A 15,228-nucleotide genomic window follows, 5' to 3' on the forward strand; every position below is an offset into this window, starting at 1 on the left:
AAGGATTGCCATGCCCGGACGCGTCTACGGTTGTGCACTGAGCCTGGTTGCCGTGTTGGCCGGCTGCACCCAGGTCGGCCCGGATTTCCAGCCGCTGCAGGACCCCTGGCTGCACACGTGGGATACTCCTTTGCTGAAGCAGGCCGGGCAGCAGGCCAGCGCGCCCGACCTGCGCCAGTGGTGGGCGGTGTTCGCCGACCCGGCGCTGGACGCCCTGATTGCCGAGGCGGATGCCAACAACACCAACCTGCGCGTGGCTGGCTTGCGCATCGCTGAAGCCCGTGCCCAGCTGGCTATCGTGCAGACCGGGCGTTATCCACAGCTGCAGCAACTACGTGCCCAGAGCCTGTACCTGAAGCAGGACCAGTCCGGCAGCGCCAACGCCCGCGACTCGGTGTTCTGGCAATCCAGCGCAGGCTTCGACATCGGCTGGGAAATCGACTTCTGGGGGCGCTTCAGCCGCGCCATCGAAAGTGCCGATGCTGCCTACTTCGCCTCCCAGGCCAATTACGCCGATGCCATGCTGCTGTTGCGGGCGCAAGTGGCTGACACCTACTTTGCCCTGCGCACTGCCGAGGCGCGGCTGGATATCGCCGAAGAAAACGCCCGACGCCAGGCGCGCAGCCTGGACATTACCGAACGGCTGTTCCGCCATGGTGAAAACGACGAACTCGACTGGCAACAGGCGCGTAGCCAATACCTGGCCACCCAAGCCACCATCCCCGAGTTCCACAACCAGCTCAATGCCCTGCGCAACGTGTTGTGTGCGCTGCTCGGCCGGCCACCCGGGCCGTTGCCGCAGCTGGACGCAGGCCACGGCCAGCTGCCGTTGCCGGACCGTGCCGTACTGCAGGACGTACCCGCCAACCTGCTGCAGCGCCGCCCGGACATCCGCGCCGCCGAGCAGGCAGTGACCGCGCAATCGGCGCTGGTCGGGGTGGCCGAGGCCGATCTCTATCCCCAGCTGAGCCTGCTGGGCAGCATTGGCTGGAGCTTCGTCACGGCCAGTCACCTGCCCGACACGTTTGATCTTGCCGCCGGGCCCAGCCTGATCTGGAACCCGTTCGACTACGGCCGGCGCAAGAACGCCGTGCGCGTGGAGGATGCTCGCTTGCAGCAACTGATCGAGCTGTACCACCAGGGGGTGCGCGAAGCCGCGCGCGAGGCGGACGATGCCGCCAGCGGGCTGGTGCGCTCGCTGCAGAGCGCGCGCATTCGCGAGCAGGCCTCGCAGGCCGCGCAACGCTCGTTGAGCCTGGCCAGCTCGCAGTACCGCGAAGGTTTCGCCGACTTCCAGCGGGTGCTCGATGCCCAGCAACTGCTGTTGCAGCAACAGGACGGTTACCTGGTCAGCCGCGGCAATGCCGTGAGCAGCCTGGTGACCTTGTACAAGGCCCTGGGTGGCGGTTGGGACGCCAGCCGCACGCCGATCGACCCGGCCACGCGCCAGCAGATGCAGCAACGGACCGACTGGGGCGAACTGCTCGACGGGCCAGCCCCCAGCGCACATGCACAAGGTGAAATGAAATGAGTGACGCCGCCCCGACGCCGCCCCCAGCCGCCCCCGATCGCGGCATGCGCTGGGTATTGCTGCTGATTGCCGTGAGCCTGCTCTGGTACCTGCTGGCCGACCGCTTCACGCCCTACACCCAGCAGGCCCGCTTGCAGGCCTATGTGATACCGGTCAGTGCCGAGGTGGCCGGCCAGGTGAAGCGTGTGGCGGTGGGCAACAACCAGGAAGTGCGCCGGGGTGATGTGCTGTTCGAGCTGGACCAGGAGCAGTACCGCATCGCCCTGGCGCGTGCCGAGGCCGACCTGGACGCGGTGCGCCGGCAGATCGGCGCGCACACGGCTGGCATCGATTCGGCACAAGCGGCGTTGCTCGCGGCGCAGGCCAACGAGCGCAAGGCGCGGCAGGACGCCGAACGGCTCAAGCGCCTGATCGACGAAGACCCGGGGACGGTGTCGGTGCGCCGCCTGGAAGGCGCCCAGGCCACTCGCGACCAAGCCATCAGCCAGGTGGCTGCAGCCCGCGCCGAAGTGGAGCGGGCGCGGGAGCAGCAGGGCGGAGGGCAGGATGACAACGCCCAATTGCGCAGTGCCGCAGCCAATGTGGAAAAGGCCCGCCTGGACCTGGCACGCACCGTGGTGCGCGCCGATGCGAACGGCTTGATCACCGACCTGCGTACCGACGTCGGCCACTATGTCGGGGCCGGCAGCCCGATGATGACCCTGATCGCCATCCATGACGTGTGGATAAGTGCCGACATGACCGAGAACAACCTCGGCCGCCTGCGCCCCGACACCCCGGTGCTGGTGGTGCTCGACGCACTGCCCGGCACGGTGTTGAAGGGGCGCATTCGCAGCATCGGCTACGGTGTGAGCGTGGGCCAGAGTACCCCGCCGGGTACGCTGCCGAGCGTGCAGAACAGCCGCGAGTGGCTGCGTTCGGCGCAACGCTTCCCGGTCATCGTCGAACTTGAGCGTGACCAGTTGCAGGACAAGAGCGGGCTGCGGGTTGGCGGGCAGGCCGAGGTCATGGCCCTGCCCAGCGAAGGTAACCCGTTGAACCTGCTGGGCCGGCTGTTCATGTGGCTGATGAGCTGGTTGTCGTATGCCTATTGAATTGCGCCGCCTGCACGCCCTGCGCCTGGCCTGGGGCGTGGCACTGTGCCTGGCGGTGAGTTTCGGCATCGGCCTGCCGGTGCCGATCCTGGCGCCGGTGTTCGCGGTACTGTTGCTGGCCATGCGCAGCCAGCCCTTGCCGCTGCGTGCGGCACCGGTTTTGGCGTTGCTGGTGCTGCTCAGTTGCGGCAGCGGGCTGTTGCTGATTCCGCTGCTGCGCCATGCGCCGGTGAGCGGGGTGTTGCTGGTGGGCGTGGGGGTTTTCCTGACCTTGCGCTACGCCCTGAAGGGCGGCAACGGCTTGCTGGCGAACCTGCTGGTGATCGGGCTGACCATGATCGCTGCCGCCGGTACCAGCGACTTCACCCTGGCACTGTCGGTGGTCGAAGCGTTGGCCAAGGGTATGCTGCTGGCGGTACTTGGCACGGCCTTGGCCCATGTGCTGTTTCCCGAACCTGCCGATGCGCCGGCGCAACCTGCGCCGCCGTTGCTGGGCAGTGAGCAGGTCAGCTGGGTGGCGCTGCGTGCCACGCTGATCGTTATGCCAGCGTTCCTGCTGGCATTGATCGCCCCGGACCAGTACATGCCACTGATCATGAAGGCGGTAAGCCTTGGGCAACAGGCTGGCGAGACCCGTGCACGGCATGCCAGCCGGGAGCTGATTGGCTCGACCTTGCTGGCCGGCTTGCTGGCGATCCTGATGTGGGGGGCGCTGAGCCTGTTCGTGCACCTGTGGATGTTTTTCCTGTGGGTGCTGCTGTTCGCACTTTGGCAGGGGCGGCGGATGTACCAGGCCGTGCCCAACCGGCAAGGCCCAGCCTATTGGCTGAGCTGCCTGACGACCATGCTGATATTGCTGGGGCAGTCGGTGCAGGACAGTGCCGGTGGGCAGGATGTCTACCGCGCCTTTGCCGTGCGCATGGCGCTGTTCCTGGCGGTGTCGGTATATGCCAGTGCCATGCTCATCTGGATCGACCGGCTTCGGCTACAGCGTGGCCTGCTTCGCGGGTAAACCCGCTGACGCAGCTCAAACGTTGTAGGAGCGGCCTTGTGTCGCGAAAGGGCTGCGTAGCAGCCCCAGGTTTTCAGCGCAGATGCACAAATTGCTGGGGCTGCTTCGCAGCCCTTTCGCGACACAAGGCCGCTCCTACAAGGGGGCGCAGACCTTCCATTGCTACTAGGGCTTCCAGTCAACCCCACTCTCGTCCAGATAAGCATCCACCGCCGCCCCCACGGTGGGATGAAACGCGGTCTCCCCCATGTGCTCGAACAACTCGAACTGCCGCATCTTGTCCTTCACCGGGTCTTTCATCTCGGCAAACTGCAACTCCACCCCGCGCGCCTCCAGGGCCCGGTCCAGCTCGGCGAGCATGTCTGCCGAGGTGACATCGATACTGGTCACCGGTTCTGCCGCAATCACCAGCCGTTGCACCGGGGTAGGCGATGCGTCCACCGCCGCCATCACCGTGCTCTGGAACTGCTCGGCATTGGCAAAGAACAACGGCGCATCCCAACGCAGCAGCACCAGCCCCGGAATGCGCCGGGCCTGTGGATAACGCTGCACGTCATGGTAACCGCGGGTGCCATCCACCCGGCCCAGCACCGCATGATGCGGCCGCCAGCCGTCCCACAGGAACTCGATCACCGAAATCACCACGGCAATGCCGATACCGGGGATCGCACCGAACACCGCCACCCCGACAAAGCAGGTGATGGACAACCAGAACTCCCACTGCTGCATGCGGAAGATGCGCTTGAGGTCGGCGAACTCGAACAGCCCCAGTGCGGCTGCTATCACCACCGCTGCCAGGGCGCTGTTGGGCAGGTACTGCAGCAGGTTGGGCGCCACCAGCAGCAACAGGGTCACCGCCAGTGCACCGATGATGCCGGTGAGCTGGGTCTGCGAGCCGGCCGCTTCGGCCACCGGGGTACGTGACGAACTACTGCTGATGGGGATGCCCTGGAACAGCCCGGCGGCCAGGTTGGCCACGCCCAGGCCGAACATTTCCTGGTTCGGGTTGACCGGCATCTTCATGCGCGCGGCATAGGAGCGCGACAGCACGCTGGTATCGGCGAACGACACCAGCGCCACGGCAATGCCGCCCAGTACCACTTCGACCAGGTCGATGTCGGAGACCCAGGGGAACACGAAACTGGGCAGGCCCTGGGGCAGTTGACCAAGTACCTTGACACCCATCTGCTCGAGGTCGAGCAGGCTCACTGCGAGTGTAGCCAGGACCACGGCGATCAGGATCCCTGGCAGGCGCTTGTAGGGTTTGAGCAGCAGGATCAGCAGCAGGCTACCGCCACCGACGATGAAGCTGGGCCAGTGCCCTTGGCCGGCGAGCAGTGCTTCGCCCAGTTGCCAAAGGTCACGCAGCGGCCCCTGGCTATCGACCTTGATGCCGAACAGCTTGGGCAACTGGCTGATCAATACGGTGAGGGCAATGCCGTTCATGTAGCCATAGCGGATCGGCTTGGACAGCAGTTCGGTGATGAAGCCCAGGCGCAGCAGCCCGGCGATCATGCAGAAGGCCCCGGCGACCAGGGCCATCAGGCTGGCGATGGCGATCGCCCGCTGTGGGTCGCTGGCAGCATACTGCACCACCACCGCCAGGATCGGTGCGGCCAGCGCCGAGTCCGGGCCCAGCACCAGGATGCGGCTGGGGCCGAACAGGGCATAGGCCAGCAGCGGGATGATGGTGGCGTACAGGCCATAGATGCCGGGTACCCCGGAGGCCTCGGCGTAGGCGATGCCCACCGGTACCAGCATGGTGGTGAGCACCAGGCCGGCAGCGATGTCCTTGGGCAGCCAGGCGGGTTGGTAATGGAGCAGGGTGACCAGGCCGGGTAACCAGCGTTGCCAGTCGAAGCGGTTCTTTTCCGCCATGGTGCGCTCCGAGGGAACAGTGCTGAGTCACAGCTTAGATGCTGTTTTTTCTGCCCGCTGGCAAACGCTGCCATGTCGAGAAGGCAGCAAGAAGCTGCTTCTTGCCTATCGTCATTCGCTGCTAGCTCGGATGGCGCCCTGGGTGTTCAACACCAGCCGAATTTCCAGCGTTGGCTATCCCTGAGTTCTCGCCAGTCGAGCACTTGCTTGCGTTGGCTGTGGACGGCCTCCAGTTCAATCTGCACAGGCGTACCGTCTTCGTCGCAAATCAGCTCGGTCACCATGAAGTGCTTTTCCCGGTTTACAGGCTGGCACGCCGTCCACTTGGACGCCCCCAGCTTGCGCGGATTGAATCTGTTCATCTGGTGTGGATCCCCTGATCACCTTCACGTTGAGGTTCGTGACGCTCTGCGCTCGGCCGGGTCCGGGCCGGCAAACGCTGCTGGCGACATTTCGTACTCGAAGCCGGAGCGGGTATTGCTTATTGCTGGCTTTCGGCTAAATTGTACAAAACCTATACAAGAATTCAATCTTGTACATATTTTTCGGTCGTCGCCGTAGCGGTGAGGAGTCCAAATGTCCCATTCGTTAGCTGAAAACTATCGCGAAATTCTGCTCGAAGTAGGCGAAGACCCGCAGCGAGAAGGGCTGTTGGACACTCCCCAGCGCGCGGCCAAGGCCATGCAGTACTTGTGCAACGGCTACAGGCTGAGTATCGAAGAGGTCATCAATGGAGCGCTGTTCGAGTCCCAGAACGACGAGATGATTGTCGTGCGCGATATCGAGCTTTATTCATTGTGCGAGCACCACATGCTGCCCTTTATCGGCAAGGCGCATGTTGCCTACCTACCCACTGGCAGGGTGCTGGGGTTGTCCAAGGTCGCGCGCGTGGTCGATGTCTTTGCCCGCCGTCTGCAGATTCAGGAAAACCTCACCCGGCAAATTGCCTGTGCCATACAAGACATCACCGATGCGGCAGGGGTGGCTGTGGTCATCGAAGCAAAGCATATGTGCATGATGATGAGAGGTGTCGAAAAGCAGAACTCGGTGATGGTGTCATCCGTGATGCTGGGTGTGTTTCGCGACTCGGCGACGACGCGCCAGGAGTTTCTTCAACTGATTGGTCGAAACAAATGACAGGCATTCAGATGAGCGGGTCTAGCACGTTATTGCCAAGGCGCTTTGCCATCCTCGGTTATGGCGGCTTGCTGCCGTTTGTTGGCTTGATGCTGCTGGTGGTCTTTTTTCCCGAGTACCGAGCATGGTGGGCGATGATGCTGGTGAACTATGGCGCCGTCATTTTGAGTTTCGTCGGCGCCTTGCACTGGGGCTTCGCGATGGCCCTGCCGGCGCTACCCGCAGAGCAGCGTCGCAAACGGCTGATGTGGAGCGTCGTGCCGGCGTTGCTCGGTTGGGTCAGCACTTTGCTGCCTGTTTCCCTGGGTTGCCTGATGTTGCTTGGCGGCTTTGCCCTTCATTATTGGCAAGATCGGAAGTTGCTGCAGGTCGTGCCAGGCTGGTACCTGCCGATGCGATTGCAGCTGACCACCGTGGCGAGCATTTGCCTGCTGCTTGGCGCGATGGCTCTGACCAGCGATATTTGAATCTACGTGCCATCGCGACACCAAGCCATGCCTGCAAACGGAGCGTTAGCCCCGGGCCTCTAAGCCAGCGTCACCAGCGCCTCGCACTCGACCGGGAAATTCACCGAATTGGCAATGAAGCACTCATGGTGGGCCTCCTCGTGCAAACGCAAGGCAAGCTCACGGTTCGAGCCGGCGCTGATGGTCACCTGCGGGCGCAGCAGCACATGGGTGAAGCGGCCTTTGCCCTGAGCGTCGCCTTCCACCATGCGTCCCAGGGGCTGGTCGACATAGGCCAGCACATTCACGCCATTTACCGCGCACAAGTGCAGGTACCAGAGCTTGTGGCACGCCGACAGTGAGGCCACCAGCAGGTCTTCCGGGTTCCAGCGCAGGGGGTTACCGCGAAAAGCCGGGTCGGCTGAACCTTCCAGAGTCGCCTTGCCCGGGGCTTCGACACTGAAGTCGCGGGCGTAAGCGGTGTAGCTGGACGTGCCATTGCCATTGTTGCCGGTCCAGGTCACCTGGACCTCATACTGGTGTTCTTTCATGGTTCCTCCTGGAGTTGACTCGCCGCATGGCGGGCAGCGCTGACGATAGCGCTTGCGAACACGGTTACAGGCTACTCAGATAAGCACAAGTCTTCGTCAAAGACATACCCTCACCCGAGGCATTGCTCTTTGCCATTCAGTTGCTACATGGGATTGAAGACACCCCCGACGAGTACATTTGTGGCAATGCAGGCGAGCCGGATATCGGCATGCTGGTCAACCGTGTGCATAACATGCAGATGGCGAAGGCGTTTGCTGAGCTGGTAGCGGCCCGGGAGGCGGGGGAGATCACCTGGCACTGAGCCAGCGGCTGTGCAAAAGCGCGTGCGCCGCACAAAACAAAACCCCTTGAAGCCATGGGCCTCAAGGGGTTTGTCAGTACTGCAAACGGCCGCTTAGACGTTGAAGCGGAAGTGCATCACGTCGCCATCCTTGACGATGTAGTCCTTGCCTTCCAGGCGCCATTTACCGGCTTCCTTGGCACCGCTTTCACCCTTGAACTGGATGAAGTCGTCATAGGCCACCACTTCAGCGCGGATGAAGCCTTTTTCGAAGTCGGTGTGGATAACCCCGGCCGCCTGCGGTGCGGTGGCACCGACGCGCACGGTCCAGGCGCGTACTTCCTGTACGCCGGCAGTGAAGTAGGTCTGCAGGTTCAGCAGTTCGTAACCGGCGCGGATCACACGGTTCAGGCCAGGCTCTTCCAGGCCCAGGGCCTCAAGGAACATGTCCTTCTCTTCACCGTCTTCCAGCTCGGCGATTTCCGCTTCGATCTTGTTGCACACCGGCACCACGACCGCGCCTTCTTCCTCGGCGATGGCCTTGACCACGTCCAGGTGCGGGTTGTTCTCGAAGCCGTCTTCGGCCACGTTGGCGATGTACATCACCGGCTTGCTGGTCAGCAGGTGGAAGCCGCGAATGACCGCCTTGTCTTCGGCGCTCATGTTCTTCATCAGGCTGCGCGCTGGCTTGCCTTCGGTGAAGTGCGGGATCAGCTGCTCGAGAATGGCTTTCTGCCCCAGGGCGTCCTTGTCGCCGCCCTTGGCGTTGCGGGCAACCTTCTGCAGCTGCTTCTCGCAGCTGTCGAGGTCGGCGAAGATCAGCTCGAGGTCGATGATCTCGATGTCACGCTTGGGGTCGACGCTGTTGGAAACGTGGATCACGTTCTCGTCTTCGAAGCAGCGCACCACGTGGGCAATGGCGTCGGTCTCGCGGATGTTGGCGAGGAACTTGTTGCCCAGGCCTTCGCCTTTCGAAGCACCAGCCACCAGGCCGGCGATGTCGACGAATTCCATGGTGGTTGGCAGGATGCGGTTGGGCTTGACGATTTCAGCCAGCGCATTCAGGCGCGCATCGGGCATCGGCACGATGCCGCTGTTTGGCTCGATGGTGCAGAAAGGGAAGTTCTCCGCCGCGATGCCAGACTTGGTCAGGGCGTTGAACAGGGTGGACTTGCCGACGTTGGGCAGGCCGACGATGCCGCAATTGAAACCCATGGGTATTCCCCTCTCTAAAGGAAATCAGGCCTTCTGGCTGTGCAGCTCGCGCATCGCCTTGGCGAAGTCGCCGGCAAGCACGTCCGGCAGCACGCCGAGGGCAAAATCGATGCTGGCGTCGAGCTTCTCCTGCTCGGCGCGCGGCGCGCGGCCCAGGACGAAGTTGGAGACCAGTTTGGCGTCACCCGGGTGGCCGATGCCAAGCCGCAGGCGGTGGAAGTCGTTCTGGTTGCCGAGCTGCGCGATGATGTCGCGCAGGCCGTTGTGCCCACCATGGCCACCGCCGCGCTTGAGCTTGGCGACGCCCGGGGGCAGGTCGAGTTCGTCATGCGCCACCAGGATCGCTTCCGGCTTGATGCGGAAGAAATTGGCCAAGGCCGCCACGGCCTGGCCGCTGCGGTTCATGTAGGTGGTGGGGATGAGCAGACGAACGTCGTTGCCCTGATGGCTGAATTTAGCCGTCAGGCCGAAATATTTGCGGTCAGCGGTCAACGAGACACGCTGGGCGCTGGCAATGCGTTCAACGAAAAGAGCCCCTGCGTTATGCCGGGTCTGTTCGTATTCGGGGCCGGGGTTACCCAGGCCGACGATCAACTGGATGGCGGTCACGTCAGGGGCTCTTCCTTGGAGTTGGTGGGTTACAGTGCGCGCGGCACTGTAACCCGATCAACGCCGGCGCGCGAGTGGATTACTCGGCAGCGCCTTCTGCTTCTGGAGCAACGCGTGGAGCGTGTACGTTGGCAACAGCTTTGTCATCACCGTGGGCCAGAGCGACGAACTCTACGCCTTTCGGAGCTTTCAGGTCCGACAGGTGGATGATGGTGCCGATTTCAGCGTTGGCCAGGTCGACTTCGATGAACTCAGGCAGGTCCTTGGCTTCGCAGGAAACTTCGATCTCGGCTTCTACGTGGGAGATCTCGCCGCCTTTCTTGACCGGGGCTTCTTCGTTGACGAAGTGAACCGGTACCTTGGCGGTCAGTTTCTGGCCAGCAACGACGCGAACGAAGTCGGCGTGCATGATGAAGCCTTTGGCCGGGTGGCGCTGCAGGGCCTTGACCACGACGTTTTGCTTGGCGCCGTCGACGTTCAGTTCCAGAACGTGGCTGAAGGCAGCCTCGTTTTCGAACAGCTTGGTGATTTCCTTGGCCAGGATGGTCAGGGACTGAGCGTCCTGGTTACCACCGTAGACAACGGCTGGGATGTTCGCGGAGTGACGCAGGCGGCGGCTCGCACCTTTCCCCAGGTCAGTACGCGCTTGGGCGTTCAGAGTGAATTCGGTCATTTTGTTTCTCCAAAATAGCCCCCCGAGGGCGTTTGCGACCAGCGCCAACGGGGATGGCAAAAAAGCCCCGCCCCAACAACCAGTGTTGGGGCGGGGCGCTTTTCGTCAGCGTGTGTTCCGCTTAGCGGAACATCGCGCTGATCGATTCTTCGTTGCTGATGCGGCGTACCGCTTCAGCCACAACCGGTGCGATATCCAGCTGGCGGATACGATCACAGGCTTGAGCAGCGGCGGACAGCGGAACGGTGTTGGTCACCACCAGCTCGTCCAGTACCGACTTCTCGATGTTCTCGATCGCGCGGCCCGACAGGACAGGGTGCGTGCAGTAGGCGTAAACCTTGGCAGCGCCGTGTTCTTTCAGGGCTTTGGCCGCGTGGCACAGGGTGCCGGCGGTGTCGACCATGTCGTCTACCAGGATGCAGGTGCGCCCTTCGACGTCGCCGATGATGTGCATGACCTCGGAGTGGTTAGCCTTCTCGCGGCGTTTGTCGATGATACCCAGGTCGACACCCAGGGACTTGGCGACGGCACGTGCGCGCACGACACCACCGATGTCCGGGGAGACGATCATCAGGTTCTCGAAACGCTGGTCCTCGATATCGTCGACCAGTACGGGCGAGCCGTAGATGTTGTCGACCGGGATATCGAAGAAACCCTGGATCTGGTCAGCGTGCAGGTCGACGGTGAGTACACGGTCGATACCGACGACAGTGAGCATGTCTGCGACGACTTTGGCGCTGATGGCTACACGTGCCGAACGCGGACGGCGGTCCTGGCGGGCGTATCCGAAGTAAGGAATCACGGCGGTGATTCGGGATGCTGAGGAGCGGCGGAAGGCGTCGGCCATCACTACCAGTTCCATCAGGTTATCGTTGGTCGGGGCACAGGTCGGCTGAATAATGAAGACGTCTTTACCGCGAACGTTTTCATTGATCTCGGCACTGATCTCGCCGTCGGAAAACTTACCGACAGAGACGTCACCGAGAGGGATATGCAGCTGACGTACTACACGCCGAGCCAGATCGGGGTTGGCATTCCCCGTAAAGACCATCATCTTGGACACGCGCAGTACCTGGAGGCTGAGGGTAACCTGGATGAGTATAAGGAAAATGGCAGGGGCGGCTGGATTCGAACCAACGCATGGCAGGATCAAAACCTGCTGCCTTACCGCTTGGCGACGCCCCTGTATCTGTTGCTGCGAACGCTTATGCGCTCGACTTCTTGATCAGACTTTGCAGCTTGCGATGCAACATCGAAATATTGCTTCCTTTCGCCACAAACCCTGTTTGGGTCGCTGAAAGAAGGGCCAGAACTTTATCAGCTTCGGCTTTGCTTGGGAAGGCCCCAAACACACAACTTCCAGTTCCGGTTAGTCGAGCTTCAGTGAATTTGCCCAAAGAATTCAACGCATTGCGAACTTCCGGGTAACTCTGCTCTACCACCGGTTGGCAGTCATTTCGACTGTTTCCCTCGGGAACGGGGCGCATCTTAAGGGGCAGTGAATCACGTGTCAACTGCGGATGTGAAAAAATTTCTGCTGTGCTGACAGACACTTGCGGCACCAGCACGACATACCAGGGCTCGACCGGGTCGACCGGGGTCAGTTGTTCGCCCACGCCCTGGGCGAAGGCCGCATGGCCGCGCACGAACACAGGTACATCGGCACCCAGGCTCAGGCCCAGGGCGGCCAGGCGGTCTTCGTCCCAGTCCAGTTGCCACAGGTGGGCGAGGGCCAGCAGGGTGGTGGCGGCATCCGAGCTGCCACCGCCGATGCCGCCGCCCATGGGCAACACCTTGGTCAGCCAGATGTCGGCGCCCAGCGTCGTGCCGGATTGTGCCTGCAGCATGCGCGCGGCACGCACGATCAGGTTGCTGTCGTGCGGTACCGCCTCGATCTCGGTGTGCAGGTGGATCACGCCGTCGTCACGCACGGCGAAACTCAGCTCGTCGCCGTGGTCGAGGAACTGGAACACGGTTTCCAGCTCGTGATAGCCGTCGGCGCGGCGGCCGATGATATGCAGCCACAGGTTGAGCTTGGCCGGAGCGGGCAGGGTGAGCGTGCGCATATGTCAGTGCCCCAGCTGGCGCGGCTGCCAGTCCTTGACTACCAGGGTAACGTCGAGGTCCTTGCCGTGCAGCTTCAGGCGCTCGGGCAGCCAATAGCCGTTCTGTTCGGTGTAGCTCAGGTACTGTACCTGCCAGCCATCCTGGTCAAGGCTGGCCAGGCGGCTGTCGCCGTCCAGGGTCAGTTTGCTCTTGCTGTCGGGGGCGGGCAGGCCGCGGACCCACCAGACCAAATGGGAGACCGGCAGTTGCCAGCCCAGCTGCTCTTCCAGCAGTGCCTCGGGGCTGCTGGCCTCGTAGCGGCCCTGGTTGGCCACTTCCAGCACCACGCCACCGGGGCGGCCGGTCAGGCGTGCGGCGCCACGGCCCAATGGGCCGGCCAGGCGGATGTCGTAGTAGTCCTGGCGTTGCAGCCAGAACAGCGTACCGCTGCCGGAATCACGCGGGGCGCGGATACCGACCTTGCCGTTGATCTGCCAGCCATCGAGGCTGCTCAACTGCTCTTTATGGGCGCGCCACTGCTGCGGGTTGCCGTGGCCCTCCAGGGCCTCGCGGCTACCGAAACCGGCACAGCCGGCCAGCAGGGCGATCAGGGTGAAGGTGATGCAATGGCGCAGGAACATGGCGTTAAAGGGTCTCGGATCCGGTCAGGCGCAGGAGGGTCTTGCGCAGGATGGGGCTGTCGGCCTGGGCGTCGAAGCCCTTGGCCCAGACCTGGCGGGCTTCGCGGCGCTTGCCGTTGGCCCACAGTACTTCGCCCAGGTGGGCGGCCACTTCATGGTCGGGGAAGCTGGCGAAGGCCCGGCGCAGGTACGACTCAGCCTCGTCGAGGTTACCCAGGCGGTAATTGACCCAGCCCAGGCTGTCGAGTATCGCCGGGTCGTCCGGGGTCAGCTGGTGGGCCTTGTCGATCAGCGCCTTGGCTTCGCTGTAGCGGGTGGTGCGGTCGGCCAGGGTATAACCCAGGGCGTTCAGGGCCATGGCGTTTTCCGGCTCGCGGGCGATGATCGCGCGCAGGTCCTTTTCCATCTGCGGCAGGTCATCGCGCTTTTCCGCCAGCATGGCGCGGGTGTACAGCAGGTTGAGGTCGTCCGGGTAGCGCTGGATGGCCTGCTGCAGGACCTGGCTGGCCTGGGCGTCCTTGTTGTTGTTGCTGTAGCTTTCCGACTCGATCAGGTACAGCTGGATGGCGTAGTCCGGCTGGGCTTCGCGGGCCTCGGCGAGCAGGCGCGAGGCTTCGCTGCCGCGGCCGTTGGCAACCAGGATGTCGGCCTGGCGCAGCTGCGCCGGCAGGTAATCGGGGCCTGGGCCGACCAGGGCGTATTCACGCAGGGCGCCGGCGGGGTCGTGGCGTTCCTCGCGGATGCGGCCCAGGTTCAGGTGCGCGGCGTCGACATTGCTGTCGCGCTCGATCAGCTCCTGCAGGTAGCCCTCGGCTTCATCCCAGTCTTTGTTTTCCAGGCATACCAGGGCCAGCGAATAGCGCAGTTCGTCGTCGTCGGGGTATTGCTGGACCAGGCTGAGGAACTCGCCCTTGGCATCGGCGATGCGGTCCTGTTCGACCAGGGTGCGCGCGTAGGTCAGGCGCAGGCGTTTGTCATCCGGGTTGTCGCGGATCGCCCCGCGCAGCAGTGGCAGGGCTTCCGGGCCGCGGTCCAGGGCCTGCAGCAGGCGGGCGCGAAGCAGGATGGGGGCGACCTCGCCGTTTTGCGGCGGGTGCGACTCGAGCAGCTCGAGGGCTTCTTCGGCCTTGCCGTCCTGGTTCAGCAGCAGGGCCTTGCCGAACACCAGCTGGCTGTTTTGCGGGTACTTGGCCAGCAAGCGTTCGAAACTGTGCAGCAGGCCGTCGCGGGTGCTCTGGTCGGTTTCTGCCGCAGACAGGGCAAGGAAGTCGAAATGGGTGTCACCCTGGCCTTGCAGGACCTTTTCCATGTACGTCATGGACTCGTCATAGCGGCCGGCGCGGGCCAGCTGGATGGCGGCGGCGCGTTGGGCGTCGAGATTCTGCGGGTCGTTGCGGGCCCAGACCAGCGCATTGTCCAGGGCCGGTTCGTCGGCGCCGAGGTATTCGGCAATGCGGTAGGCGCGCTCGGAAACTGCGGGGTCCTGGGTTTTCGCGGCCTGGTCGGTGTAGTTGGCCAGGGCGATGTCGAAGCGGTTGCGCTGGCCGGCCAGTTCCGCCACCAGCAGGCTATAGAGCGTTTCCTGCTTGAACGAGCCATACACCACGGGCTTTTCCGCCTCGCGCTTGGCGGCCTCGGCAGTGGGAGGCTCGGCCTTTTGTGGGGCCAGGCTCTGGCAGCCCTGGAGCAGGGCGAAGGCAAGCAGCAATGCGTATGGTTTGTTCATAAAAGGCTTTAGAAAGACTCACCGGCGGTCGGAGCATGATGACACAAGCGCGGGGGCAAACCCACCTGCGAAGGTATGAAGCTATCGCTTCGCTCATGAAGACCGCGCCATGCACGGGTGGTTCGTCCCAGAGCAGTCACGATGGTACCTGGACTGTTGTTTTTGCTCTTGCTTCGGCTCTTGCTCTTGCTCTTGCTCTTGCTTCTAAGCGCGCAGTAGTCCAGGCGCCGCCGAATGCGACTTCAGGAGGCCGAGCGAAGGGCTTGCGGAGGGAGGTGACGGGCATGGATGCCCGTCAAGCGCTGAGGCCCCATGGATGGGGCCTGCAGCGCGTCCTCCCGGGAGCAAGCCCGTAGCGAGGGGACCCCGGAGCGCAGCGTAGGGGCCG

At 63.2% G+C, this 15,228-nt stretch carries 16 protein-coding genes and 1 tRNA gene; 6 read left to right on the plus strand and 11 right to left on the minus strand.

Annotation, left to right across the window (positions count from 1 at the left end):
- Positions 1 to 10: 10 nt before the first annotated feature.
- Genes HU763_RS03820 through HU763_RS03830 form a run of 3 tightly spaced genes read left to right on the plus strand, consistent with a single transcriptional unit; the run spans position 11 to position 3,637 of the window.
- Complete coding sequence (locus tag HU763_RS03820; protein WP_186689158.1) at positions 11 to 1,531, plus strand: efflux transporter outer membrane subunit; 1,521 nt, start codon at positions 11 to 13, stop codon at positions 1,529 to 1,531.
- A complete protein-coding gene (locus HU763_RS03825; RefSeq protein WP_186689155.1) occupies positions 1,528 to 2,625 on the plus strand; it encodes an HlyD family secretion protein in 1,098 nt (365 codons plus the stop codon). Before HU763_RS03820 ends, HU763_RS03825 begins: the two co-directional genes overlap by 4 nt.
- Positions 2,615 to 3,637 (plus strand): DUF2955 domain-containing protein, encoded by a 1,023-nt coding sequence (locus HU763_RS03830; RefSeq protein WP_186689152.1) that lies wholly within the window; start codon positions 2,615 to 2,617, stop codon positions 3,635 to 3,637. The genes HU763_RS03825 and HU763_RS03830 overlap by 11 nt, the downstream gene beginning before the upstream one ends.
- A gap of 165 nt (positions 3,638 to 3,802) precedes the next feature.
- Here the strand turns inward: HU763_RS03830 and HU763_RS03835 are convergent, their stop codons facing one another.
- A complete protein-coding gene (locus HU763_RS03835) occupies positions 3,803 to 5,515 on the minus strand; it encodes a SulP family inorganic anion transporter (RefSeq protein ID WP_186689150.1) in 1,713 nt (570 codons plus the stop codon).
- A gap of 146 nt (positions 5,516 to 5,661) precedes the next feature.
- Positions 5,662 to 5,877, minus strand: a complete 216-nt coding sequence (locus HU763_RS03840) for a TIGR02450 family Trp-rich protein (RefSeq protein WP_170028243.1) — start codon at positions 5,875 to 5,877, stop codon at positions 5,662 to 5,664.
- Between the two features lie 214 nt (positions 5,878 to 6,091).
- Between HU763_RS03840 and folE the strand changes: the two genes are divergently transcribed.
- Together folE and HU763_RS03850 are read left to right on the plus strand one after the other, a co-directional pair.
- A complete protein-coding gene (gene folE / locus HU763_RS03845) occupies positions 6,092 to 6,652 on the plus strand; it encodes a GTP cyclohydrolase I FolE (protein WP_186689148.1) in 561 nt (186 codons plus the stop codon).
- Entirely contained in the window at positions 6,649 to 7,119 is a 471-nt protein-coding gene (locus HU763_RS03850; protein WP_225931923.1) for a DUF3429 domain-containing protein, read from the plus strand. Before folE ends, HU763_RS03850 begins: the two co-directional genes overlap by 4 nt.
- A 59-nt stretch (positions 7,120 to 7,178) precedes the next feature.
- Here HU763_RS03850 and HU763_RS03855 read toward each other — a convergent pair whose 3' ends face one another.
- Positions 7,179 to 7,649, minus strand: coding sequence for an OsmC family protein (locus HU763_RS03855; RefSeq protein ID WP_170028245.1), 471 nt, complete (start codon positions 7,647 to 7,649; stop codon positions 7,179 to 7,181).
- Between the two features lie 122 nt (positions 7,650 to 7,771).
- Here HU763_RS03855 and HU763_RS03860 point away from each other — a divergent pair, with 122 nt between their 5' ends.
- Positions 7,772 to 7,951, plus strand: coding sequence for a hypothetical protein (locus HU763_RS03860; protein WP_186689434.1), 180 nt, complete (start codon positions 7,772 to 7,774; stop codon positions 7,949 to 7,951).
- A gap of 93 nt (positions 7,952 to 8,044) precedes the next feature.
- On the opposite strand, the gene ychF is transcribed toward HU763_RS03860, so the two are convergent.
- The 8 genes from ychF to HU763_RS03900 all read right to left on the minus strand — a co-directional run bounded on the left by ychF (position 8,045) and on the right by HU763_RS03900 (position 14,840).
- Complete coding sequence (gene ychF, locus HU763_RS03865) at positions 8,045 to 9,145, minus strand: redox-regulated ATPase YchF (protein ID WP_186689144.1); 1,101 nt, start codon at positions 9,143 to 9,145, stop codon at positions 8,045 to 8,047.
- A 24-nt stretch (positions 9,146 to 9,169) separates the two neighbouring features.
- Positions 9,170 to 9,754 (minus strand): aminoacyl-tRNA hydrolase, encoded by a 585-nt coding sequence (gene pth, locus HU763_RS03870; RefSeq protein WP_051095896.1) that lies wholly within the window; start codon positions 9,752 to 9,754, stop codon positions 9,170 to 9,172.
- Between the two features lie 79 nt (positions 9,755 to 9,833).
- Positions 9,834 to 10,427 carry a 50S ribosomal protein L25/general stress protein Ctc gene (locus HU763_RS03875; protein WP_087502895.1) on the minus strand — a complete coding sequence of 198 codons (594 nt, stop codon included), beginning with the start codon at positions 10,425 to 10,427 and terminating at the stop codon, positions 9,834 to 9,836.
- A 121-nt stretch (positions 10,428 to 10,548) separates the two neighbouring features.
- Positions 10,549 to 11,490, minus strand: coding sequence for a ribose-phosphate pyrophosphokinase (locus HU763_RS03880; protein WP_016391678.1), 942 nt, complete (start codon positions 11,488 to 11,490; stop codon positions 10,549 to 10,551).
- A 47-nt stretch (positions 11,491 to 11,537) separates the two neighbouring features.
- A tRNA-Gln gene (locus tag HU763_RS03885) sits at positions 11,538 to 11,612 on the minus strand.
- 20 nt (positions 11,613 to 11,632) lie between these two features.
- Positions 11,633 to 12,493: a 4-(cytidine 5'-diphospho)-2-C-methyl-D-erythritol kinase gene (gene ispE, locus HU763_RS03890; protein ID WP_186689142.1), complete on the minus strand. Its 861-nt coding sequence runs from the start codon at positions 12,491 to 12,493 to the stop codon at positions 11,633 to 11,635.
- A gap of 3 nt (positions 12,494 to 12,496) precedes the next feature.
- Positions 12,497 to 13,114, minus strand: a complete 618-nt coding sequence (lolB, locus tag HU763_RS03895; RefSeq protein WP_170028250.1) for a lipoprotein insertase outer membrane protein LolB — start codon at positions 13,112 to 13,114, stop codon at positions 12,497 to 12,499.
- Positions 13,115 to 13,118: 4 nt separating this feature from the next.
- Positions 13,119 to 14,840 (minus strand): tetratricopeptide repeat protein, encoded by a 1,722-nt coding sequence (locus HU763_RS03900; protein ID WP_170028251.1) that lies wholly within the window; start codon positions 14,838 to 14,840, stop codon positions 13,119 to 13,121.
- Positions 14,841 to 15,228: the final 388 nt, after the last annotated feature.

Origin of the sequence: Pseudomonas anuradhapurensis, assembly GCF_014269225.2 — a bacterium.
GTDB classification, from domain to species: Bacteria; Pseudomonadota; Gammaproteobacteria; order Pseudomonadales; family Pseudomonadaceae; genus Aquipseudomonas; species Aquipseudomonas anuradhapurensis.

Bases quoted from the DNA above. Each gene is read 5' to 3' on its own strand.
- HU763_RS03820 (WP_186689158.1), top strand. From the start codon at position 11: ATGCCCGGACGCGTCTACGGTTGTGCACTGAGCCTGGTTGCCGTGTTG.
- HU763_RS03825 (WP_186689155.1), top strand. From the start codon at position 1,528: ATGAGTGACGCCGCCCCGACGCCGCCCCCAGCCGCCCCCGATCGCGGC.
- HU763_RS03830 (WP_186689152.1), top strand. From the start codon at position 2,615: ATGCCTATTGAATTGCGCCGCCTGCACGCCCTGCGCCTGGCCTGGGGC.
- HU763_RS03835 (WP_186689150.1), bottom strand. From the start codon at position 5,515: ATGGCGGAAAAGAACCGCTTCGACTGGCAACGCTGGTTACCCGGCCTG.
- HU763_RS03840 (WP_170028243.1), bottom strand. From the start codon at position 5,877: ATGAACAGATTCAATCCGCGCAAGCTGGGGGCGTCCAAGTGGACGGCG.
- folE (WP_186689148.1), top strand. From the start codon at position 6,092: ATGTCCCATTCGTTAGCTGAAAACTATCGCGAAATTCTGCTCGAAGTA.
- HU763_RS03850 (WP_225931923.1), top strand. From the start codon at position 6,649: ATGACAGGCATTCAGATGAGCGGGTCTAGCACGTTATTGCCAAGGCGC.
- HU763_RS03855 (WP_170028245.1), bottom strand. From the start codon at position 7,649: ATGAAAGAACACCAGTATGAGGTCCAGGTGACCTGGACCGGCAACAAT.
- ychF (WP_186689144.1), bottom strand. From the start codon at position 9,145: ATGGGTTTCAATTGCGGCATCGTCGGCCTGCCCAACGTCGGCAAGTCC.
- HU763_RS03875 (WP_087502895.1), bottom strand. From the start codon at position 10,427: ATGACCGAATTCACTCTGAACGCCCAAGCGCGTACTGACCTGGGGAAA.
- ispE (WP_186689142.1), bottom strand. From the start codon at position 12,493: ATGCGCACGCTCACCCTGCCCGCTCCGGCCAAGCTCAACCTGTGGCTG.
- lolB (WP_170028250.1), bottom strand. From the start codon at position 13,114: ATGTTCCTGCGCCATTGCATCACCTTCACCCTGATCGCCCTGCTGGCC.
- HU763_RS03900 (WP_170028251.1), bottom strand. From the start codon at position 14,840: ATGAACAAACCATACGCATTGCTGCTTGCCTTCGCCCTGCTCCAGGGC.